Source organism: Streptomyces chiangmaiensis (assembly GCF_036281785.1).
In the GTDB taxonomy this organism is placed as follows: domain Bacteria; phylum Actinomycetota; class Actinomycetes; order Streptomycetales; family Streptomycetaceae; genus Streptomyces; species Streptomyces chiangmaiensis.
Genome location: NZ_JAYWVC010000031.1, coordinates 1 through 21,513, shown reverse-complemented (window position 1 = coordinate 21,513; position 21,513 = coordinate 1). Strand labels below are relative to the sequence as shown.

19 protein-coding genes are annotated in these 21,513 nt (G+C 69.2%); 15 read left to right on the top strand and 4 right to left on the bottom strand.

Annotation, left to right across the window (positions count from 1 at the left end):
* Nucleotides 1-112 precede the first annotated feature (112 nt).
* Nucleotides 113-361, top strand: coding sequence for a DUF397 domain-containing protein (locus tag VXC91_RS12915; protein ID WP_059133632.1), 249 nt, complete (start codon nt 113-115; stop codon nt 359-361).
* Between the two features lie 125 nt (nt 362-486).
* Here the strand turns inward: VXC91_RS12915 and VXC91_RS12910 are convergent, their stop codons facing one another.
* Nucleotides 487-975: an ATP-binding protein gene (locus VXC91_RS12910; protein ID WP_329507291.1), complete on the bottom strand. Its 489-nt coding sequence runs from the start codon at nt 973-975 to the stop codon at nt 487-489.
* A gap of 346 nt (nt 976-1,321) precedes the next feature.
* Here VXC91_RS12910 and VXC91_RS12905 point away from each other — a divergent pair, with 346 nt between their 5' ends.
* From VXC91_RS12905 to VXC91_RS12880, 6 genes are all read left to right on the top strand, one after another.
* Entirely contained in the window at nt 1,322-2,158 is an 837-nt protein-coding gene (locus tag VXC91_RS12905; protein ID WP_329507320.1) for a helix-turn-helix domain-containing protein, read from the top strand.
* Between the two features lie 135 nt (nt 2,159-2,293).
* Entirely contained in the window at nt 2,294-3,754 is a 1,461-nt protein-coding gene (locus VXC91_RS12900; RefSeq protein ID WP_329507290.1) for an aldehyde dehydrogenase family protein, read from the top strand.
* A 130-nt stretch (nt 3,755-3,884) separates the two neighbouring features.
* Complete coding sequence (locus tag VXC91_RS12895; RefSeq protein WP_329507289.1) at nt 3,885-4,433, top strand: DinB family protein; 549 nt, start codon at nt 3,885-3,887, stop codon at nt 4,431-4,433.
* A 25-nt stretch (nt 4,434-4,458) separates the two neighbouring features.
* Entirely contained in the window at nt 4,459-5,100 is a 642-nt protein-coding gene (locus tag VXC91_RS12890) for a PadR family transcriptional regulator (RefSeq protein WP_329507288.1), read from the top strand.
* Between the two features lie 73 nt (nt 5,101-5,173).
* Entirely contained in the window at nt 5,174-6,130 is a 957-nt protein-coding gene (locus VXC91_RS12885) for an ATP-binding cassette domain-containing protein (protein ID WP_329507287.1), read from the top strand.
* Nucleotides 6,131-6,207: 77 nt separating this feature from the next.
* Nucleotides 6,208-6,936: an ABC transporter permease gene (locus tag VXC91_RS12880; protein WP_329507319.1), complete on the top strand. Its 729-nt coding sequence runs from the start codon at nt 6,208-6,210 to the stop codon at nt 6,934-6,936.
* A gap of 67 nt (nt 6,937-7,003) precedes the next feature.
* On the opposite strand, the gene VXC91_RS12875 is transcribed toward VXC91_RS12880, so the two are convergent.
* Complete coding sequence (locus tag VXC91_RS12875; protein WP_329507286.1) at nt 7,004-8,416, bottom strand: glutamate decarboxylase; 1,413 nt, start codon at nt 8,414-8,416, stop codon at nt 7,004-7,006.
* 714 nt (nt 8,417-9,130) lie between these two features.
* Here VXC91_RS12875 and VXC91_RS12870 point away from each other — a divergent pair.
* Complete coding sequence (locus VXC91_RS12870) at nt 9,131-9,889, top strand: MerR family transcriptional regulator (protein ID WP_329507285.1); 759 nt, start codon at nt 9,131-9,133, stop codon at nt 9,887-9,889.
* Nucleotides 9,890-10,149: 260 nt separating this feature from the next.
* Nucleotides 10,150-11,172 carry a DedA family protein gene (locus VXC91_RS12865; protein ID WP_329507284.1) on the top strand — a complete coding sequence of 341 codons (1,023 nt, stop codon included), beginning with the start codon at nt 10,150-10,152 and terminating at the stop codon, nt 11,170-11,172.
* A 46-nt stretch (nt 11,173-11,218) separates the two neighbouring features.
* Here VXC91_RS12865 and VXC91_RS12860 read toward each other — a convergent pair whose 3' ends face one another.
* The gene (locus tag VXC91_RS12860) at nt 11,219-12,943 is read right to left on the bottom strand and encodes a threonine/serine exporter family protein (RefSeq protein WP_329507283.1); all 1,725 of its coding nucleotides are present in this window, start codon (nt 12,941-12,943) and stop codon (nt 11,219-11,221) included.
* A 128-nt stretch (nt 12,944-13,071) separates the two neighbouring features.
* On the bottom strand, nt 13,072-13,563 hold the full coding sequence (locus tag VXC91_RS12855; RefSeq protein ID WP_329507282.1) for an inorganic diphosphatase: 492 nt from the start codon (nt 13,561-13,563) through the stop codon (nt 13,072-13,074).
* A gap of 79 nt (nt 13,564-13,642) precedes the next feature.
* Between VXC91_RS12855 and dacB the strand changes: the two genes are divergently transcribed.
* The 6 genes from dacB (at nt 13,643) to folE (ending at nt 21,492) form a co-directional block, all read left to right on the top strand.
* On the top strand, nt 13,643-15,265 hold the full coding sequence (dacB, locus tag VXC91_RS12850) for a D-alanyl-D-alanine carboxypeptidase/D-alanyl-D-alanine endopeptidase (protein WP_329507281.1): 1,623 nt from the start codon (nt 13,643-13,645) through the stop codon (nt 15,263-15,265).
* Between the two features lie 93 nt (nt 15,266-15,358).
* A complete protein-coding gene (locus tag VXC91_RS12845) occupies nt 15,359-16,483 on the top strand; it encodes a zinc-dependent metalloprotease (protein ID WP_329507280.1) in 1,125 nt (374 codons plus the stop codon).
* A 190-nt stretch (nt 16,484-16,673) separates the two neighbouring features.
* Nucleotides 16,674-17,705 (top strand): tRNA lysidine(34) synthetase TilS, encoded by a 1,032-nt coding sequence (gene tilS / locus VXC91_RS12840; protein WP_329507279.1) that lies wholly within the window; start codon nt 16,674-16,676, stop codon nt 17,703-17,705.
* A gap of 228 nt (nt 17,706-17,933) precedes the next feature.
* Complete coding sequence (gene hpt / locus VXC91_RS12835; protein ID WP_329507278.1) at nt 17,934-18,494, top strand: hypoxanthine phosphoribosyltransferase; 561 nt, start codon at nt 17,934-17,936, stop codon at nt 18,492-18,494.
* A 222-nt stretch (nt 18,495-18,716) separates the two neighbouring features.
* Nucleotides 18,717-20,741, top strand: coding sequence for an ATP-dependent zinc metalloprotease FtsH (ftsH, locus tag VXC91_RS12830; protein WP_329507277.1), 2,025 nt, complete (start codon nt 18,717-18,719; stop codon nt 20,739-20,741).
* A 145-nt stretch (nt 20,742-20,886) separates the two neighbouring features.
* Complete coding sequence (gene folE / locus VXC91_RS12825; RefSeq protein ID WP_329507276.1) at nt 20,887-21,492, top strand: GTP cyclohydrolase I FolE; 606 nt, start codon at nt 20,887-20,889, stop codon at nt 21,490-21,492.
* Nucleotides 21,493-21,513 lie beyond the last annotated feature (21 nt).

Genomic DNA, 21,513 nt, shown 5'->3' with positions numbered 1-21,513 from the left:
CCGTGCACGTGCATCTGCCCATGCAGCTGCATGTGAACGGAGTTATGATCCGGGGCAGTTGACCACTGCATCAATGGCCACACCAGCCAATGCACTGTCCGGGGAGCGACCTGTGGACCACGACGTGTACGACGTGTACAACGGCATGGCTGCCGCGGAGCTGAGCGGAGTGGCCTGGCAGAAGAGCCGGCACAGCAACTCGCAGGGGTCCTGCGTGGAGTTCGCCCGGCTGCCGGGGGGAGACGTGGCGGTACGGAATTCGCGCTTCCCCGACGGGCCCGCCTTGGTCTACACCCGTGCGGAGATCGAGGCGATGCTGCTGGGCGTCAAGGACGGCGAGTTCGACCATCTGATCGCGTGACACACGTGGACCGGGACCGGTTCGAGGTGCTGTGGGGATCGGGGGTGCCGTGGGCTCGTGGCGTGCCGATACGTCACGGGCCGCAACACGCGTAGAACCGCGGCCTCAGAAAATGAGCCTGGGCGTCACTCCGCGGACCCGGACCCGGTCGGCAGCCGGAAGAGCGCCCAGACCACCTTGCCGCTCAGGGTGCCCGCCAGCGGATGCCAGCCCCAGCTGTCGGCGAACGAGTCGACGAGGAACAGCCCGCGGCCCGACTCCGCCGAGAAGTCCTCCGAGTCGCCGGCGACCGGTCCGTCGTGGCTGGGATCGCGCACGGCGCACACCAGGCGCGAGGTCCAGCGCATCAGATGCAGTCGCACCGGCGCGTCCTGCTCGCTTCCGCATCTCGCGGGCGAGGGCAGCGCGTGCCGCAGCGCGTTGGTCACGAGTTCGGAGACCACGAGGCAGACGTCGTCGAACCGCTCGTCCACATCCCACTGGTCGAGGGTTCTGCGGGTGAACTGCCGTGCCTCGCGCACCGCTTCGAGGCGGGCGGGCAGGGCGCAGGATGCGGAGTTGGACACGGCCGCGGGGTCGAGCGGCGGAAGTCCCTGCCGTAAGGGCTCGAGCATGGTCGATCCATTCGTCCCCATGCGAGGCACTCCCGAGTGTTCGCGGTCGTGGCGATGCAGCGGTGGCGCGGGACCATGGTTTCGGATGAGCCAGGCAGATGCAAGGGCAGATGCACGTGCACGCGCCGGAATTGGATGTTCCCGTACCGCTTTCTGGTTATTTCTTCTGACGCTTTCTTCTCGCATGCTTGCCACTTTCCGATCTTCACCTGCGACTCTCCTTTGGCTGCTTTCCATTTCTGTAACCGTACGAGTACTGCTCGAAGTGTTTTAGTGGCAGACTGCGCGATCTGAAGGATGGTTGGGGAGGCTGACGAACGTGAGCGCTGGGGACTCGAGCGGGTCGGTGGTGCGGCGCATTCTGCTGGGATCCCATCTCAGGCGCCTGCGGGAGGCGCGCGGCATCACCAGGGAGCAGGCGGGCTACTCGATCCGGGCCTCGGAGTCGAAGATCAGCCGCATGGAGTTGGGACGGGTGAGCTTCAAGACACGCGATGTCGGGGATCTGCTGACGTTGTACGGGATCACCGACGAGGCCGAACGAACGTCCCTGCTGTCACTGGCGAAGGAGGCCAACGTCGCCGGGTGGTGGCACAGCTACTCGGACGTCCTGCCGAACTGGTTCCCGACCTATGTGGGTCTGGAGGGGGCGGCCCATCTGATCCGCTCGTACGAGGTCCAGTTCGTGCATGGCCTGCTGCAGACCGAGGCGTATGCGCACGCGGTCGTCGCCCGGGGCATGAAGGGCGCGAGCGCCGCGGACATCGACCGGCGGGTGGCGCTGCGCCTGGAGCGCCAGAAGTACCTCGTCGCGGAGAACGCTCCGGAGTTCCATGTCATGCTCGACGAAGCCGCGCTGCGCCGGCCCTACGGGAACCGGCAGGTGATGCGGGGGCAGCTGCAGCACTTGATCGACATCTCGGAGCGCCCCAACGTACGGCTTCAGATCATGCCGTTCAGCTTCGGCGGGCATTCCGGTGAGAGCGGCTCCTTCACCATTCTGAGCTTCTCCGAGTCCGACCTGTCCGACGTGGTCTATCTGGAGCAGCTCACCAGCGCGCTGTACCTGGACAAACGTGAGGACGTCGCCCAGTACGAGGCAGCCATGAAGCAACTGCAGCAGGACAGCCCCGGTCCGGACGAAAGCCGCGATCTGCTGCGGGGACTGCTTCAGCTTTCCTGAGTGTCCGCACGGAGTATCCCGAGGTGTTCTCCAACTCCCCTTGGACATGCGTACGATGACGCGAGATCAGACCATGCCGTGATCATGGGCAGGTGAACGGGTGTCTGCTTCGGCTGTAAGGGATTGAGGGATCACATGTCGTCCTACTTCACCGATCTGGCTCGGCAGTACATCGGCGGTGAGTGGCGCCCGGGAACCGGCTCCTGGGACATCATCGACTTCAATCCGTATGACGGCGAGAAGCTGGCGTCGATCACCATCGCCACGGTGGACGAGGTCGACGAAGCATACAAGGCCGCTGCGGCCGCCCAGCAGCAGTGGGCGGCCATCAGCGCGTACGGCCGGCGCGCGGTGTTCGAGAAGGCCCTCGCGATCATCGAGGAGCGCGAGACCGAGATCACCGACGCGATCATCGCGGAGCTCGGCGGAACGCGTGTGAAGGCCGCCTTCGAGCTGCATCTTGCCAAGGAGTTCCTGCGCGAGTCGATCCAGCTGACGCTGCGTCCGGAGGGCAAGATCCTTCCGTCGCCGGTCGACGGCAAGGAGAACCGCCTCTACCGCGTGCCCGTCGGTGTCGTCGGCGTGATCAGCCCGTTCAACTTCCCGTTCCTGTTGTCTATCAAGTCGGTCGCCCCTGCGCTCGCGCTCGGCAACGGCGTCGTCCTCAAGCCTCACCAGGACACGCCCGTCGTCGGCGGTTCCCTGGTGGCCAAGATCTTCGAGGACGCGGGGCTGCCGGGCGGTCTGCTGAACGTCGTGCTCACGGACATAGCGGAGATAGGTGACGCGTTCCTCGAGCACCCGATCCCGAAGGTCATCTCCTTCACCGGCTCCGACAAGGTCGGCCGCCATGTCGCCACCGTCTGCGCCTCGCTCTTCAAGCGGTCCGTCCTTGAACTCGGCGGCAACAGCGCGCTCGTGGTCCTGGACGACGCGGACGTCGACTACGCCGTCGACGCGGCCGTCTTCAGCCGGTATGTGCACCAGGGCCAGGTCTGCATGGCCGCCAACCGTGTCCTGGTGGACCGCTCGCTGCAGGCGGAGTTCACCGAGAAGTTCGTCGCCAAGGTCAAGTCCCTCAAGGTCGGTGACCCGCGGGACCCGGGCACCGTCATCGGCCCCGTGATCAACTCCTCGCAGGCGGAGGCGGTTTCGGGCGTCGTCGAGCAGGCCATCGCCGAGGGTGCGACCGCGCTGGTGCACGGCAGGACCACCGACAACCTTGTCGAGCCCTCGGTGCTGACGGACGTCCCGTCCGATTCCGGCCTGCTGCAGCAGGAGATCTTCGGCCCGGTCGCCTTCCTCATCCCGTTCGACGGCGAGGAGGAGGCCGTACGCATCGTCAACGACACCCCGTACGGCCTGAGCGGCGCCGTCCACACCGGCGACATCGAGCGCGGCGTCAACTTCGCCAAGCAGATCGACACGGGAATGTTCCATGTGAACGACGGCACCGTCCACGACGAACCGCTCGTCCCCTTCGGCGGAGAGAAGCATTCGGGCGTCGGCCGGCTGAACGGAGAGACGACCCTGGAGGCCTTCACCACGCTGAAGTGGATCTCCGTGCAGCACGGGCGGAGCGGCTTCCCGTTCTGATGCCCACCGCCTCGTGATGTCTTCTCGTTCCCGCGGGCCCTTGCGGACAGAATCTGACCGCAAGGGCCCGTAGTTTCGTCGGTGTCAGGCAGCGGGCGAACCAGCCGGAACCGAGGAAAGGCGGATTGTCATGGTCACTCATGTGCGTGCAGAGGCGCAGGGCAACGAGCGTGGAGCACTGCTCTCCTTCCTGGAGGAGCAGCGCGGCGGTATCCGTCGGGCTCTGCTCGGTCTGACGGAGGAGCAGGCCGCGAGCAGGCCCAGCGCCAGCGAGCTGTCCCTGTCCGGGCTGCTCAAGCATGTCGCCGAGGTGGAGCAGGGCTGGGTCGCCCGCGCCAAGGGCGAGTCCCCCACTGTTCGGCGGGACGAGTCGAACTGGCACGAATGCTTCCGGCTCATGGGCGACGAGACGGTCGAGTCGCAGCTCGCGTACTGGGAGAAGGTCGCGGACGAGACCGAGGCCTTCATCCACTCGGTGCCGAGTCTCGACGACACGTTCCCGCTGCCGAACGACCCGTGGTTCCCGCCGGACGGGCGGGTCTCGATGCGCTGGCTGCTGCTCCATCTGATCCGCGAGACGGCCCGGCACGCGGGGCACGCGGACATCATCCGGGAGTCGCTGGACGGGAAGACGGCCCTCGAGCTGGTGGCCATGGAGCAGGGCACGTCCTGGGGCTGACCTCGCGGGTCCTACGCTGGAGCGTATGTCAGCGATCCGTCTCCTCGTGCTGGGCGCCGTCCGTCAGCACGGGCGGGCCCATGGCTACCAGGTGCGCAACGACCTGGAGTACTGGGGCGCGCACGAGTGGTCCAACGCCAAGCCCGGCTCGATCTATCACGCCCTGAAGCAGATGGCGAAGCAAGGACTGCTGCACGCGCACGAGGTCGCCCCGTCGACGGCCGGCGGCCCGCCCCGCACCGAGTACGAGATCACCGACAAGGGGACGGAGGAGTTCCTGCGCCTCCTGCGCGAGTCGCTGGTCGCCTACGACCAGAAGATGGACATCCAGTCGGCGGCCATCGGCTTCATCGTCGACCTGCGGCGGCAGGAGGTGGTGGACCTGCTGAAGGAGCGGATCCGGCGGATCGAGGAGTGGCGGGCCGCCGTCACCGAGCACTACATCCCCGAGGACGGCCCCGAACAGCTCGGCCACATCGGCGAGATCATGAACCTCTGGGTCCACACCGCGGACTCCGACGCAACCTGGACCCGAGGGCTCATCGAGCGGATCGAGGCCGGGGCGTACACCTTCGCGGGGGAGGGGGAGCCGTTCGTGGGTGTTCTGGCGGAGGGGCAGGAGAACCCGTACGCGACGGGAGAGCCGCATCCGGGGGATGCACGCTAATCAAGTTTGACCAATGCCGTCGGCCGCGCTACCTTCCGTTGGTAGTCAAGTTTGACTAGTAAAGGAGCAGCGGGTGGCCGAAACGGCGATCACTGTCGAAGGGGTACGCAAGAGATACGGCGGCACACCGGCACTGGACGGGCTCGACCTGCTGGTCGCGCGCGGCACGGTGCACGGGATCCTCGGTCCGAACGGCGCGGGCAAGACGACCCTGGTCCGGATCCTGTCCACCCTGGTGCGACCGGACGGCGGCCGGGTCGAGGTGGCCGGGCACGACGTGGTCACCGACGCCCGCCAGGTGCGGTTCCGCATCGGTCTGCTCGGGCAGCACGCGGCCCTCGACGAGGAACTCGGCGGCCGTCAGAACCTGGAGATGTTCGCGCGTCTCCACCACCTGGGTGCTCGCGGGGCGCGACTGCGCGCCGACGAACTCCTCGTGCGCTTCGGCCTCGAGGACACCGGCCGCAAGGCCGTCAAGCAGTACAGCGGAGGCATGCGGCGCCGCCTGGACCTCGCGGCGTCCCTCATCACCGAACCCGAGGTGCTGTACCTGGACGAGCCGACGACCGGCCTCGATCCACGCGGCCGCGCCGAGGTGTGGTCGGCCGTCCGCTCCCTGGTGGGCGGCGGTACGACGGTCCTGCTCACCACCCAGTACCTCGAGGAGGCCGATCAGCTCTCCGACCGCATCTCGGTCGTGGACCACGGCCGTGTGATCGCCGACGGCACGGCCGGTGAACTCAAGGCCCGCACCGGCGGCGACCGGATCGACGTCGTCCTTCGCGACGCCGGTCAACTGAGCGCCGCCCTTGCCCTGTTGCCCCTGCCCGAGGACGAGGTCACGGTGGACGCGGACCGACGCCTGCTCAGCGCCCCGGTCACCGACCGTATGGCCGCGCTCTCCGGAGTCCTACGCACCCTGGAGGCGGCCGGTATCGAGGCGGAGGACATCGCCCTGCGCCGCCCGACGCTCGACGAGGTCTTCCTGCACCTCACCGGAGAGGACCGGCACGTGAAGGAGGCCGCGTGACCACGACTTACGCCCCCCGGGGACCCGCCCGCCCCGCTCAGGTGCCGGGTTCGCACGTCCTCGCCGACTGCTGGACCATGACCCGCCGTGAACTCGCCCACTGGGCCAGGCAGCCGATCCAGGTGCTGGTCGGCCTGGTCTTCCCCGTGATGCTGCTGCTGATGTTCGGCTATCTGGTCGGCGGCGGCCGCGGTGTCACCGGTGACTACGTCGACTACCTCGTCCCCGGGATGCTCGCGCTCACCATGGCCTTCGGTCTGGAGGGCACCATGCTTGCCGTCACCCGGGACCTCGACAAAGGCGTGATCGACCGCTTCCGGGCGATGCCCATGGCCACGGGTGCGGTCCTCGTGGGCCGTGCGACCGCGGACATGCTCCAGTCCGCACTCGGTCTGGCCGCCCTGACATGCGTCGGGTTCGCGCTCGGCTGGCGTGTGCACGGCGGGACCGTCGCCTTCTTCGGCGCCATCGGCCTCCTGCTGCTGTTCCGTTTCGCGATGCTGTGGATCGGGATCCACCTGGCGCTGGTGGCGGGGAAGCCGGAGCTGGTGCAGGCCGTGCAGATCCTGGTCTGGCCGGTCGGCTTCCTGTCCAACGCCTTCGCCACCCCGGACTCCATGCCCGGATGGCTGGGCGCGGTGGTCCAGTGGAATCCGATGTCGCAGACGGCGACGGCCGTACGCGACCTGTTCGGCGGCCCGGGTGGTGAGTCCGGGCACGTCTGGGCCGCTGTCGCGTGGCCGCTGGCCCTGCTGGTGGTCTTCTTCCCGTGGGCGGTACGGAGGTTCGGGCGGCTGAACCGGTAGCCGCGCCATCCCCGGGCGGTGGTCCGACGGCCGCTCTCGCCGTGGGCGTGGGCGGCCGTGCCGGCTCTCAGTGATGGAAGCTGGAGGCCTTCTGCTTGTCACGGGTCAACGGGTGAGGCTGCCGCCGCAGTCCTGGAAGCGCACGGCTGAGGTCCTCCAGGAAGAGATCGGCGAGGTCCGTCGAGAAGCCGTTGCGGCACACGATCCGGAGCACGCACAGGTCCTCGCGGTTGGCCGGGAACGTGTACGCGGGCACCAGCCATCCGAACTCACGCATGCGCCGGGAGACGTCGAAGACGTCGTACGCCTCCACGTCCGGTGCGGTGGTGAAGGCGAAGACGGGCAACTCGTCCCCCCGGGTGAGGAGTTCGAAGTCCCCCAGCGCCTCGATGCGGTGGGCGAGCTCCCGTGCCACGCTCCGCGTGGTCTGCTGGACCGCGCGGTAGCCGTCCTGGCCGAGGCGCAGGAACGTGTAGTACTGCGCCACGACCTGGGCTCCGGGCCGGGAGAAGTTGAGCGCGAAGGTCGGCATGTCACCGCCCAGGTAGTTGACCCGGAAGACCAGTTCCTCCGGGAGCGCTTCCTTGTCGCGCCACAGCGCCCAGCCCACGCCCGGGTAGACCAGCCCGTACTTGTGGCCGGAGGTGTTGATCGACGCGACCCGCGGCAGCCGGAAGTCCCACACCAGATCCGGGTCGAGGAAGGGCGCGATCATCCCGCCGGACGCGCCGTCGACGTGCACGGGGATGTCCAGGCCCGTGCGCTCCTGAAGGTTGTCCAGGGCCGCGCACAGCTCGGCGATCGGCTCGTAGGACCCGTCGAAGGTGGATCCCAGGATGCCCACGACCCCGATCGTGTTCTCGTCGCACAGGTCGGCGGCCGCCTGTGGGTCCAGGTGGAACCGGTCGCCCTCCATGGGCACCTGGCGCGCCTCGACCTCCCAGAAGTTGCAGAACTTGTCCCAGCAGATCTGCACGTTCACGCCCATGACCAGGTTCGGGCGGGCGTCCGCGGACGGGTAGCGGTCCGCGTTGCGCCGGGCCCAGCGCCGCTTCAGCGCCATCCCGGCGAGCATGCAGGCCTCGCTGGAGCCGGTCGTCGAACAGCCCACCGCGGACTCCGGGTCCGGCGCGTTCCAGAGGTGGGCGAGCATGGCCACGCAGCGTCGCTCCAGCTCCGCCGTGCGCGGGTACTCGTCCTTGTCGATCATGTTCTTGTCGCGGCACTCCGACATCAACCTGTCGGCCTGGTCCTCCATCCACGTGGAGACGAACGTGGCGAGGTTGAGCCGCGAGTTGCCGTCCAGCATCAGTTCGTCGTGAACCAGTTGATACGCGATCGAAGGCGGCATCGGCCCGTCGGGGAGCCGGTGCTTGGGCGGCGCCTGGGTCATCTCGACGACCGGGTTCGCCTCCCCGAAGAAGGGGTTCATCGACATGGGGCGCTCGTCGGGCTTCCCCGGGCCGGTGTGCAGCGGCATGGTGTCTCGTCTCCCGTCGCGTCGGTGCTGCGCGCGTGTAGTTCCTGCGGATCCGGCCGGCCGGATCACCGGATCCGGACGCCCTGATGGTTCATCGGACCGGCGGGGCTCGCCGGTTCATCGGTCGCCGGGCCATCACCCGTTCGACCGACTCCGGCCCCTCGTCTGCCGTGCGCCGACCGGTCCGAGCCCCTCGGTCCATGCGTTCTCCTCCTGCTGCTCCATGGGTTCCCCGCCACAGGCCGGCTCATGGATCCCCGCCTCCCCACGGATCGGGGCGCCGGGTCGGGGCCCGCGTGCCCCGGGTGGCTTGCAGACGACCGGGCCGACGCGGACACCGGTCGAGGTGAGCACGGCGAGCATCCAGGCACGGAGTAGCGCCCGATGCCCAGCGTGTCGGGCAGGGTCCACCACAGGACGTGCTCGAGCTGTGTGGCGAGCCCGCTCGCCCCCAGGTGGAGCAGACTGGTGCCGGCACCGACGACGAGCGCCGGGAGGGCCAACGGCGGCAGGCCCCGTGCGGGGGTCGCCGGGGTGGCGGTCCCCTGTTGCGCGGTGTCCTGGGCCGTGGGCACACCCTGAGGGCGCAGAACGGGCACAACGCTCCCTGGCGCACGGAGAGCCCAGGTGCGCCGCGACACCCGGAGGAACAGGGCTTGCACCTCACGCGACGTGAGGCCCCAGCCTGAAGTGCGTACCCAGAAGGGAGCGGAAGTGAGCTACTCGGTGGGCCAGGTCGCCGGATTCGCCGGTGTGACCGTGCGCACGCTTCACCACTACGACGAGATCGGTCTGCTCGTGCCCGGTGAGCGCACCCATGCCGGCCACCGGCGTTACGGCGACGCGGACCTCGACCGGCTGCAGCAGATCCTGTTCTACCGAGAACTCGGCTTCTCGCTCGAGGAGGTCGCCGACCTGCTCGACGACCCGGACGCGGACCCGCGCGCGCATCTGCGCCGGCAGCACGAACTGCTGACCGCCCGGATCGAGAGACTGCAGAAGATGGCGGCGGCCGTGGAGCACGCCATGGAGGCACGCAAGATGGGCATCAACCTCACGCCCGAGGAGAAGTTCGAGGTCTTCGGGGACAAGGACCCGGAGGCACACGCCGAGGAGGCCGAGCGCCGCTGGGGCGGCACGGAGCAGTACGCGGAGTCGCAACGCCGTGCCGCCCGTTACACCAAGGACGACTGGAAGCGCATGCAGGCGCAGGTGGCCTCCTGGGGCGAGCGCTACGTCGCCCTGATGGCCGAGGGGGAGCCCCCGTCCGGGGAGCGGGCCATGGACATGGCCGAGGAACACCGGCAGCACATCACCGAGTGGTTCTACGCGTGCTCGTACGAGTTCCACCGTGGGCTCGGCGAGATGTACGTCTCCGACGAGCGGTTCAAGGAGTTCTACGAGTCCATGCGACCGGGCCTCGCCGAGCATCTGAGGGATGCGATCACGGCCAACGCGGCTCGCCGCACCTGACGGACTCCCGGCTCGGGCGGCGCACGCCCGGGCCGGGACGGCCGCCGCTCCGCCGCCGCGGATCCGGGGCCGAGCCCGGCCCCATCGTGCCCTTCGGCGCCCCTGGCCCACACGGTGTGCCCCGGCTCGCACATCGTCCATCCTGCGGTCACCGGTGGAACCTGAGGCGGAAACTGTGCGTTGATAGCTTTGTGCGGCCATCGTCGTGCCGGCCGCCCTCAGGACGCCGCACTTCCCCTCACCATCAGGAGCCCGGAACCGTGACGACGCTTGCCCTCGGACCGAGCTGGCTGGATCCGAACAGCCTGCTGGACAACTTCGGGATATGGGGCCTGCTCCTCGTGGTCTTCGCGGAGTCGGGCCTGCTCATCGGGTTCTTCCTGCCGGGTGACTCGCTGCTGTTCACGTGCGGCCTGCTGATCACGTCGAACCAGCTGGACTTCCCGCTGTGGGCGGCCGTCGTCCTGATCTGTATCGCCGCGATCCTGGGCGACCAGGCGGGCTACATGTTCGGCAAGAAGGTCGGCCCGTCGCTCTTCAACCGCCCGGACTCCCGCCTCTTCAAGCAGGAGAACGTCACCAAGGCCCACGAGTTCTTCGAGAAGTACGGCCCCAAGTCCCTGGTCCTGGCCCGCTTCGTACCGGTCGTGCGCACGTTCACGCCGATCATCGCGGGCGTCTGCGGCATGAGGTACCGCTCGTTCCTGATCTTCAACATGTTGGGTGGCACCCTGTGGGGTGCGGGCGTCACCCTGCTCGGCTCCTGGCTCGGCAAGATCGACTTCGTCAAGAACAACATCGAGGCGATCCTGATCCTGATCGTCCTCATCTCGGTGATCCCGATCGCCATCGAGTTCCTGCGCGCCCGCTCCAAGGCCAAGAAGAATCCGAGCCGGCTGGAGGACCCGGCCCGGCAGCAGCCGGTGCAGGGTCTGCAGCAGCAGTCGCCGCTCATGGACGACGCGACGACCCGGCTGCGCCCCGTGGCACCTGCCTACCAGGACCGGAACCAGTACGGGTCGTACGGCGACCAGGGCCAGGCCCAGCCGCGGAACCAGCAGCCGTACGACCCGAATCAGGGTTATGACCCGAATCAGGGTTATGACCCGAATCAGGGTTATGACCCGAACCGGGGCTACGGCCAGAACCACGGCCAGGGCCGGTCGTACGCCCAGCAGTCCCCATTCCAGGGCCACCGGCCGCAGCAGCAGCCGTACGACACCGACCAGGCCTACGGGCAGCCCCAGCAGTACCCGTACGGCCAGGGCCACCCGCAGAACTGATCCGCGCACGCGCGCGTCGGGGGCGCCCGGCGCGGGTCCCGGGGGGTCAGAATCCGCGCGTCCGCTTGGCCGCCCGCCGCCCCCTGGCCGAGCCCACCCGCAGGAACAGCCGCGAGATCTCCGACCCCAGGTTCACGCCGATTGCGATGGCCATGGCGAGCGAGGCGGCCTTGGCCAGCGAGACCAGGCCCTTGTCCACGCTGTTCTGGGCGATCGACAGCAGCCCGAAGTACGTCGCGGATCCGGGCAGCAGCGGCCCGATCGCGGCGGTCGTGTACGGCAGCGCGGACGCGAACCGGTAGCGCGAGAGCAACTGGCCGAACAGGCCCACCAGACCCGCGGCGACGGCGGTGGAGGCGACCGGCGAGAGCCCGCCCGGATAGTGCATCGCGCCGTACACGGTCCAGGCCACGCCCCCGTTGAGAGTCACCCAGAGGACGGTGGACCGCTCCTGCTGGAGCAGCACGGCGAAGGTCAGGGACAGCAGCATGGACGCGCCGATCTGCACGACCGGCCGCTCGGAGAGGTTGAGGGCCGCGTCCGGGTTCAGCTGGGCGCCCAGCTTCACGCCGAAGTACAGGATCACCAGGACGCCGATGACGATGCCCACGAAGAAGTACATGACCTCCAGCAGGCGTGCGGCCGCGGTGATGTAGAAGCCGGTCAGCCCGTCCTGGACGCCCGCCACCAGGGCCCGCCCGGGCAGCAGCGCGAACAGCCCACCGGTGATCACGGCGGACGCCTTCACATCCACATGGGCGACCGTGAGCGCGACACCGATCGCGGCCGGGGGCATCGCGGCGACCGTGAACTGGTAGAACTCCGGCAGCCCGCGCCCCGCGCACAGCCAGGCCAGCCGGTCGCCGAGCATCGCGCCCAGCGCGGCCGCGACGAACACGATCAGATCGCCGCCGACCAGCACGGAGGCCGCACCGGCGAGCAGTCCGCTCGCCCCGGTCAGTGCCCAGCCGGGGTAGGGGTGCCGATTGCGGCGGATCTCGGCGAGCCGCCGGTAGGCCTCCTCCAGGGAGACTGCCGTCTCGGGGTCGCTGAGGTCGTCCACGAGCCGGAACACGGCCGCCAGACGCGTGTAGTCGGTGCCGCGGCGGCGAACGGTCCGGGAGGCCGTCACGGGGTCGTCGACCAGGGATGGCTGGTACGAGATCGACAGCAGAGTGAAGGTGGCGGTCGGCTCGCAGCGGTCCAGGCCGTAGGACCGGCAGACCGCGAACATGGCCGCCTCCACGTCCTCGGCGCCCTCGCCGCCTGCCAGCAGCAGTTCACCGATGCGGAGCGTCAGGTCGAGCACGCGCGGCACGGCGGGACCCGCCTCGTCGCCCTTGTGCACCGGCTCCGGGGCGGGCCGCTCGGCCACCGGCATGCGCAGCATCGTGCGCATCCGGTCCTGCCAGGGCGCTTCCTTTGTCAGCTGGACCGCGGGAATCCCCGACGGCGGTGTGAACGCGGGCGGTGCCTGCCCCGTGGTGTACGTGCTCGGCGGGCTGAACGCCGACCCCTCCGGTGCGGCAGGCGGCTGAGCGGTCTGGAGACCCTTCGGAAGGGCGAACTCCGACGTCGTCTCCGGCTCCGTACCGGCCGCTAGCGGTACATCGAGCCCTTCGGGGATGGCGAATTCGGAGGTCGTGGACGAGTCGGTGCCGGTCACCGGGGGCGCGCGCAGGCCATCGCCCTCGTCCCGCCGCACAGGTGGGTACGCGCTCGTCGCCTCGTCCGACCGCGGCTTGCGGTCCTCCGCGTCCGGCTCCGCCACCCGTTCCCGCCCCGCCTTTCGTCGTCGTGCTTTCCCTGCCCACCTCACGTACGCCTCAGTATGCGCACGAAGACGAACGGGCCGCGCCACCCCGGTGGGGATCACGCGGCCCGCAGAACACCGGGGGGTCAGTGACCGCCCTGCTCCTTGAAGCGCTTGTACGAGCGCTCGATCTCGGCCTCCGCGTCCGAGCGGCCCACCCAGTTGGCACCCTCGACGGACTTACCGGGCTCCAGGTCCTTGTAGACCTCGAAGAAGTGCTGGATCTCCAGGCGGTCGAACTCGGAGACGTGGTGGATGTCCCTCAGGTGCTCCACGCGCGGGTCGGACGCCGGCACGCACAGCAGCTTGTCGTCGCCGCCGGCCTCGTCCGTCATGCGGAACATGCCGATGGCGCGGCACTTGATGAGACAGCCGGGGAACGTCGGCTCCTCCAGGATGACCAGCGCATCCAGCGGGTCGCCGTCCTCGCCGAGGGTGTTCTCGACGAAGCCGTAGTCGGCCGGGTAGCTGGTCGAGGTGAAGAGTCGACGGTCCAGGCGGATCCGACCGGTCTCGTGGTCCACCTCGTACTTGTTCCGCGAACCCTTCGGGATCTCGATCGTGACGTCGAACTCCACCGGTGGCTCCTCCATGATCAGCACATAGTTCTGGTGGTTAAGTGTCCCTCACGCAGGTGTGTGATCGCGAAAGGGGCTGGTGGTCGTGCCGGAGCTGAGGGCCTGGCGGGCCGCGAAACCGCGTCTGGCGTGGGTCGCGCGTGCCGTGAAACCGCGTCTCGCGCGCGTGGCCGTGGCCGTGAAACCCCGTGCGCGGCGGATCACCGAGGCCGCGAGACCGCGCGTGACACAGCTCACCGGGGTGGTGACACCGCGTGCCGGAGGGCTCACCACCCCGCAGGTGACGGCCTTGGCCGCCACCGTGGGCCTGGCGCTCGCGGTGGGCACCGCGACCGCTGCCGGTCCCTGGGACTCCTCGGGTCAGCGTACGGCCGAGCGCGACCGGGCCGCAGCATGGGGCCGCGAGGGTGGCACAGATCACGGGCGCCGTCCCGGTGATGCGCCCGAGGCACCAGCAGCCGCTCCCAGCGCCGCTCCCGTGCTGGCCGGACTCGGCGTCGCCACCATCGAGTCCGCGCCGCTCGGACAGCCCCTGGGCGTCGTCCTGGACGAGCTGCTCGGCAACGGGTCCCTCGGCCCCCGGCGCACCGCCGCCGTCGTGGACGTGGCCACCGGCAAGCGCGTGTACGACAAGAATGCCGGCGAGGCGCTGACACCCGCTTCCACCACGAAGATCGCCACAGCCGTCGCCGTGCTCTCCGCGGCCGGCACGGACCACCGTCTCACCACACGCACCGTGCTCGAGCCCGGCACCGACAAGGTGGTGCTCGTCGGGGGCGGCGACCCGACTCTGACCGCCCGCAAGAAGGATGAGGGCTGGGCGAGCCTGCGCACCCTCGCCGACGGGACCGCCGCGGCGCTGAAGAAGCGCCATATGACCTCGGTGCACCTCGCCTACGACGCCTCCTTGTTCACCGGTGCGGCGCTGCATCCGATCGGTGCCAACCCCAATCTCGCGCCGGTCACCGCCCTGATGGCGGACGAGGGCCGCACGGACGGCTCCACGAGCGGACCGGCACCACGCAGCACGGACCCGGCGAGTGACGCGGCCCGGTCGTTCGGCGACCTGCTGCACGAGCGCGGCATCCGGATCTCGGCCCCCGGTGCCTCCGCCGCGAAGGCCACGTCGCGTGCGCAGACCCTCGCCTCCGTCCAGTCCCCGCCCCTGTCCGCCGTGGTCGAGCGGATGCTGACCAACAGCGACAACGACATCGCCGAGGCCCTCGCCCGCCAGACCGCCCTCGCCACCGGTGGACAGCCGAGCTTCGCCGGGGGTGCGGCCGCGATCGCCGACCGGCTCCGGAAGCTCGGACTCCCGGTCGGCAGTGCGCAGTTCCACGACGGCAGCGGTCTCGACCGCGAGGACAAGCTCACCGCGGACCTGCTGACGGTTCTGCTGGCGAGCGCCGGCTCCCCGGCGCACCCCGAACTCCGCCCGGTCCTCACGGGGCTGCCGATCGCCGGGTTCACGGGCACCCTCAGCGATCGCTACGAGGATGCGTCCGAGCGCTCCGGGGTCGGCGTCGTACGTGCCAAGACGGGCTCCCTGACCGGGGTCAACACGCTCGCCGGGACGGTGGTCGACGCCGACGGGCGCCTGCTGGCGTTCGCGTTCCTGACGGACGGCTCGATGGACCAGTCCTCGGCCAGAGCGGCACTGGACCGTACGGCGGCGGCGCTGGCGGGCTGCGGCTGCCGGTGACAGCCGCACCATCGGCCCCAGGGAGTCCGGCATCCTGGCCCCGCCGGTGTCGCACCCTCACCGCACTCGCGCACGAGCACGTACCGTTGACGCATGACGAGCATCGGTGGTGCCGAGATGGTCGACTGGAATCTCGCGGTGGCGACCGCGACCCGGCTCGTGCGGCCGGGCCCGGAGGTGAGCCGCGACGAGGCACGGGCCGTCGTCGCGGAGCTGCGCCGGCATGCGAAGGTCTCGGAGGACCACGTCCGGGGCTTTACTCGTTTGGGCGAGGAGGGCGTGCACGACACCCCTGTGCTCGTCGTCGACCGTCCCGGCTGGGTGCGGGCCAACGTCGCCGGGTTCCGGGAGATCCTCAAGCCCCTCCTCGACAAGATGCAGGAGCGGCGCGGCAACACGCCGGGCGGAGCCGTCCTTGGTGCTTTCGGCGGCAAGGTCACCGGGGTGGAGCTGGGCATGCTCCTGTCGTTCCTGGCCTCCCGGGTCCTCGGTCAGTACGAGACCTTCGCCCCCGCCACCCGCGAGCTGCCCGCGGGTGAGAACGGCGGCGGTCGGCTCCTGCTGGTCGCGCCGAACATCGTGCACGTCGAGCGCGAGCTGGACGTACGCCCCCACGACTTCCGCCTCTGGGTCTGTCTGCACGAGGAGACGCACCGCACGCAGTTCACCGCGGTGCCCTGGTTGCGCGACCACCTGGAGGGTGAGATCCAGTCTTTCCTCGCGGAGACCGAGATCGACCCCATGACGGTCCTGGAGCGCATCAGGGAGGCGGCCCAGTCGCTCGCGGGCGGCCGCCCCGAGGGCGAGCAGGACGACGACGGGCACTCCTTCGTGGAACTCGTCCAGACGCCCGCCCAGCGGGAGATCCTCGGCCGGCTGACCGCGGTGATGTCCCTCCTGGAGGGCCACGCCGACTTCGTGATGGACGGCGTCGGCCCCGATGCCGTCCCGTCCGTCGCGGAGATCCGCGAGAAGTTCCAGCAGCGGCGCGCCAAGGGCGCCTCCCGCCTCGACCTCGCCCTGCGCAAACTGCTGGGCCTGGATGCCAAACTCAGGCAGTACCGCGACGGCGAGCGGTTCGTGCGGTCGGTCGTCGAGCAGGTGGGCATGGACGGTTTCAACCGGGTGTGGACCTCCCCGAACACCCTGCCGACCAAGGCGGAGATCGCCACACCGGCTGACTGGGTCGCACGGGTGCACGGCAAGCCGGAGTCGTGAGACCCGCGCGTGCGTAGGGAAACGAATCCGGCCTTCGGCAGGTGAACGCCTCGCCAATCACTCGTCCGAGGGACCGTGAGGCATGGGTAGGCGTGCGATGCTCGGGGAACGCCCCGTTTCTGTCACCATCAACACACTCTGAGTGACCGGCATCGGGCTCACCCCCGAAAACTTCAGAAGGGAACCGGACATGGGTCCCCATCCTGCGGTCGCGGCGATACGCCTGGCGGTGCGCCGCGTCCTCCACGACATCCTCACCGAGCAGACCGCTGAGCACACCAGAGCTCGGAACCCCCACGAGCGCGCGTTCGCGCCGCTCGTATTCGTGGCGTGCTCGGGCGGCGCCGACTCCATGGCGCTCGCCTCCGCCCTCGCCTTCGAGGCGCCCAAGCTCGGCATCCGCGCCGGCGGCATCACCGTCGACCACGGTCTGCAGCCCGGATCCGACCTGCGCGCGGAGGAAGTCGTCCTGCGCCTGCGCGAGCTCGGTCTGGCTCCGATCGAGTCCATCGCCGTGAGCGTCGGCCGCGACGGCGGACCGGAAGCAGCCGCCCGGGACGCGCGCTACGCCGCCCTGGACGACGCCGCCGAACGCCACGGCGCCGCCGCGATCCTCCTCGGGCACACCCGCGACGACCAAGCCGAAACCGTCCTGCTCGGTCTCGCCCGCGGTTCCGGGATCCGCTCCCTGTCGGGGATGGCCGCGGTCTCGGGGGCCGGCGGCCGTTACCGCCGCCCCTTCCTGCACCTGGACCGGCACACCGCCCGCAAGGCATGCATGGAGCAGTCGCTGCCCGTCTGGGACGACCCGCACAACACCGACCCCGCCTTCACGCGCTCCCGGCTCCGGCACGAGGGCCTGCCCGCCCTCGAGAAGGCGCTCGGCAAGGGCGTCGTCGAAGCCCTCGCCCGTACGGCGCAACTCTCCCGCGACGACGCCGACGCCCTCGACGCCTGGGCCCGCCAGGTGGAGACCTCCGTGCGCGACGCCTCCGGCCTCCTGGAATGCGCCAAGCTCTACGCGCTGCCCCCGGCCGTGCGCCGCCGGGTCCTGCGCCGCGCCGCCATCGAGGCGGGCGCTCCGGCCGGCTCGCTCTTCGCCCGCCACATCGAGGAAGTCGACCGCCTGATCACCGGCTGGCGCGGCCAGGGGGTCATCAATCTCCCGGGCAAAGTGGTGGCCCAGCGCCAGGGTGGCAGACTGGTGATTCGGCAAGGCTGAAATCGCGCCGCCTGCGGGAGGCGCCCGGTCGCCCCATCGGGGAAGGATCGGTCAGCCGTGCGAGCGAGCCGAAAGGGCACGTCGCTGCCGAAGGGAGAGCGCGCTCACGCCGCGCGGGGCGCAGCCGAATCGCTGCCGCCGCGGCGCGGACGACCGGGTGGGGCCGGCCGCCGACGGCGGCGGCATACCGGAGGCGAGCGGGCGACAAGTGCGGGACGACCGAAAGTGATGCAGGTGGACGCGAAAGACATGGGTGCCGACCTCGAGAAGGTGCTCATCACCAAGGAAGAGATCGACGCGAAGCTCGCCGAGCTGGCCGCGAAGATCGACGCTGAGTACGCGGGCAAGGACCTGCTGATCGTCGGTGTCCTCAAGGGCGCGGTGATGGTCATGGCCGACCTCGCCCGGGCGCTGTCCACCCCCCTCACCATGGACTGGATGGCCGTGTCCTCCTACGGCGCGGGCACCCAGTCCTCCGGCGTCGTCCGGATCCTCAAGGACCTCGACACCGACATCAAGGGCAAGCACGTCCTGATCGTCGAGGACATCATCGACTCCGGTCTGACGCTGTCCTGGCTGATCTCCAACCTGGGCTCCCGCGAGCCCGCCTCCCTCAAGGTGTGCACGCTGCTGCGCAAGCCCGAGGCCGCCAAGGTCGCCATCGACGTCCAGTGGGTCGGCTTCGACATTCCGAACGAGTTCGTCGTGGGCTACGGCCTCGACTACGCCGAGAAGTACCGCAACCTTCCGTTCGTCGGTACGCTCGCCCCCCACGTCTACGGCGGCTGACCTTCCGGGGTTCGGCCGTGCTCCACAGCGGGCGAACCCCGAGGTCGCGGGCCTTTCGTGAGGTGCGGGAACCCCAGGGGGTCTCTCGGCGTTGGAGCATGCGTGGACGGTATACCCGCAGTCCCCTGCGGCTTCGGGTGACAATCCTGGGGTACCGTCAGAAGAACTGTCTTTATCAAACTCACTATGGCAGGAGGGACGGGGCGGCTCCGCTCCGTATGGATGGACGTGAAGCGATACTTCCGTGGGCCGGTCATGTGGATCGTGCTGGCCGTCCTTGCCGTGGTCGTGTTGATGCAGGTCGTCGGCTCTTCCGGCGGCTACAAGACGGTGGACACCGGCCAGGTCGTGGCGGCGATCAATGACAACAGGGTCCAGTCGGCCAAGCTGACCACAGGCGACGAGCAGACCATCAAGGTCTCGCTCAAGGGCGGCGTGAAGGTCGATGGCAGCTCCAAGATCCAGGCGAGCTACATCGGCGACCAGGGCGCGTCCCTGGCCAACACCCTGCAGGACAAGTTCCAGAACAAGCAGATCCCGGACGGCTACACGGTCTCGCCGTCCAAGCAGAACCCCTTCGTCGGGATCCTGCTCTCCCTGCTGCCCTTCGTCCTCATCGTGGTCGTCTTCCTGTTCCTGATGAACCAGATGCAAGGCGGCGGCTCCCGGGTCATGAACTTCGGGAAGTCCAAGGCGAAGCTCATCACCAAGGACACCCCGAAGACGACCTTCGCGGACGTCGCGGGTGCGGACGAGGCCGTCGAGGAGCTCCAGGAGATCAAGGAGTTCCTGCAGGAGCCGGCCAAGTTCCAGGCCGTGGGCGCCAAGATCCCCAAGGGCGTGCTGCTGTACGGGCCTCCCGGTACGGGCAAGACGCTGCTCGCGCGTGCCGTGGCCGGCGAGGCGGGCGTCCCCTTCTACTCGATCTCGGGTTCCGACTTCGTCGAGATGTTCGTCGGTGTCGGTGCCTCCCGAGTCCGTGACCTGTTCGAGCAGGCCAAGGCGAACGCCCCGGCGATCGTCTTCGTCGACGAGATCGACGCGGTCGGCCGTCACCGCGGCGCCGGCCTCGGCGGCGGTCACGACGAGCGCGAGCAGACCCTGAACCAGCTGCTCGTCGAGATGGACGGCTTCGACGTGAAGGGCGGCGTGATCCTCATCGCCGCCACGAACCGCCCCGACATCCTCGACCCCGCCCTTCTGCGCCCCGGCCGCTTCGACCGCCAGATCGCGGTCGACCGTCCGGACATGCAGGGCCGTCTGGAGATCCTCAAGGTCCACCAGAAGGGCAAGCCGGTCGCTCCGGACGTCGACCTGTCGGCCGTCGCCCGCCGTACCCCGGGCTTCACCGGCGCGGACCTGTCGAACGTGCTGAACGAGGCGGCGCTGCTCACGGCCCGCAGCGACCGCAAGCTCATCGACAACCAGATGCTGGACGAGGCGATCGACCGTGTGGTCGCGGGCCCGCAGAAGCGGACCCGAATCATGTCGGACAAGGAGAAGAAGATCACGGCGTACCACGAGGGCGGCCACGCCCTGGTCGCCGCGGCCTCGCCGAACTCCGACCCGGTCCACAAGATCACGATCCTGTCCCGCGGCCGTGCCCTCGGCTACACGATGGTGCTCCCGGACGAGGACAAGTACTCCACGACCCGCAACGAGATGCTGGACCAGCTGGCCTACATGCTGGGCGGCCGCGCGGCCGAGGAGCTCGTCTTCCACGACCCGACGACGGGTGCCGCGAACGACATCGAGAAGGCCACGACCACGGCGCGCGCGATGGTCACGCAGTACGGCATGACCGAGCGTCTCGGCGCGATCAAGTTCGGCGGCGACAACACCGAGCCGTTCCTCGGACGTGAGATGGCTCACCAGCGCGACTACTCGGAAGAGGTCGCCGCGCTCGTCGACGAGGAAGTCAAAAAGCTCATCGAGAACGCGCACAACGAAGCCTGGGAGATCCTGGTCGAGAACCGCGACGTCCTCGACAACCTCGTCCTGGCCCTCCTGGAGAAGGAGACGCTGGGCAAGGAGGAGATCGCCGAGATCTTCGCCCCCATCGTCAAGCGCCCGCCGCGGCCCGCGTGGACCGGTTCCTCGCGCCGTACGCCGTCCACCCGCCCGCCGGTGCTCTCCCCCAAGGAGCTCGCACTGACGAACGGCGCGAACGGCGCGACCCCGGCGATCGCCAACGCTACGGAGACCGTCTCCACGGAGAAGACTCCGGAGGACCGCCGGGAGAGCTGAACCACCGCTTTCCCGAGGGCCTCATGAGGCCCGGAATTTCAGCCGCGCCCCCCAGGGTTCTAGCCTGGGGGGCGCGGCGTTTCCGTAGAGCCGCACATGAGACGCGTGATCCGTGCGCGTCACAGGCGCAGGAACGAGGCACCAGATGACCGACCCGGTGACGCTGGACGGCGAAGGCACTTTCGGCGAGTTCGACGAGAAGCGTGCGGAGAACGCCGTAAGGGAACTGCTCATCGCGGTCGGAGAGGACCCGGACCGAGAGGGGCTCCGGGAGACCCCGGGGCGAGTGGCCCGGGCGTACCGGGAGATATTCGGGGGGCTGTGGCAGAAGCCGGAGGACGTCCTGACGACGACGTTCGACCTCGGTCACGACGAGATGGTGCTCGTGAAGGACATCGAGGTGTTCTCGACCTGTGAGCATCACCTCGTGCCGTTCAGGGGCGTCGCGCACGTCGGCTACATCCCCGCCACCAGCGGCAAGATCACGGGCCTGTCGAAGCTGGCCCGGCTCGTGGACGTGTTCGCGCGCCGGCCGCAGGTGCAGGAGCGGCTGACGACGCAGATCGCGGACTCGCTGATGGAGATACTGGAGCCGCGCGGTGTGATCGTCGTGGTCGAGTGCGAGCACATGTGCATGTCGATGCGGGGCATCCGCAAGCCCGGTGCGAAGACTCTCACCTCCGCCGTGCGCGGTCAGCTGCGGGACGCGGCCACGCGCAACGAGGCGATGAGCCTCATCATGGCGCGCTGAGCCCCGTACCCGGCGCCGCCG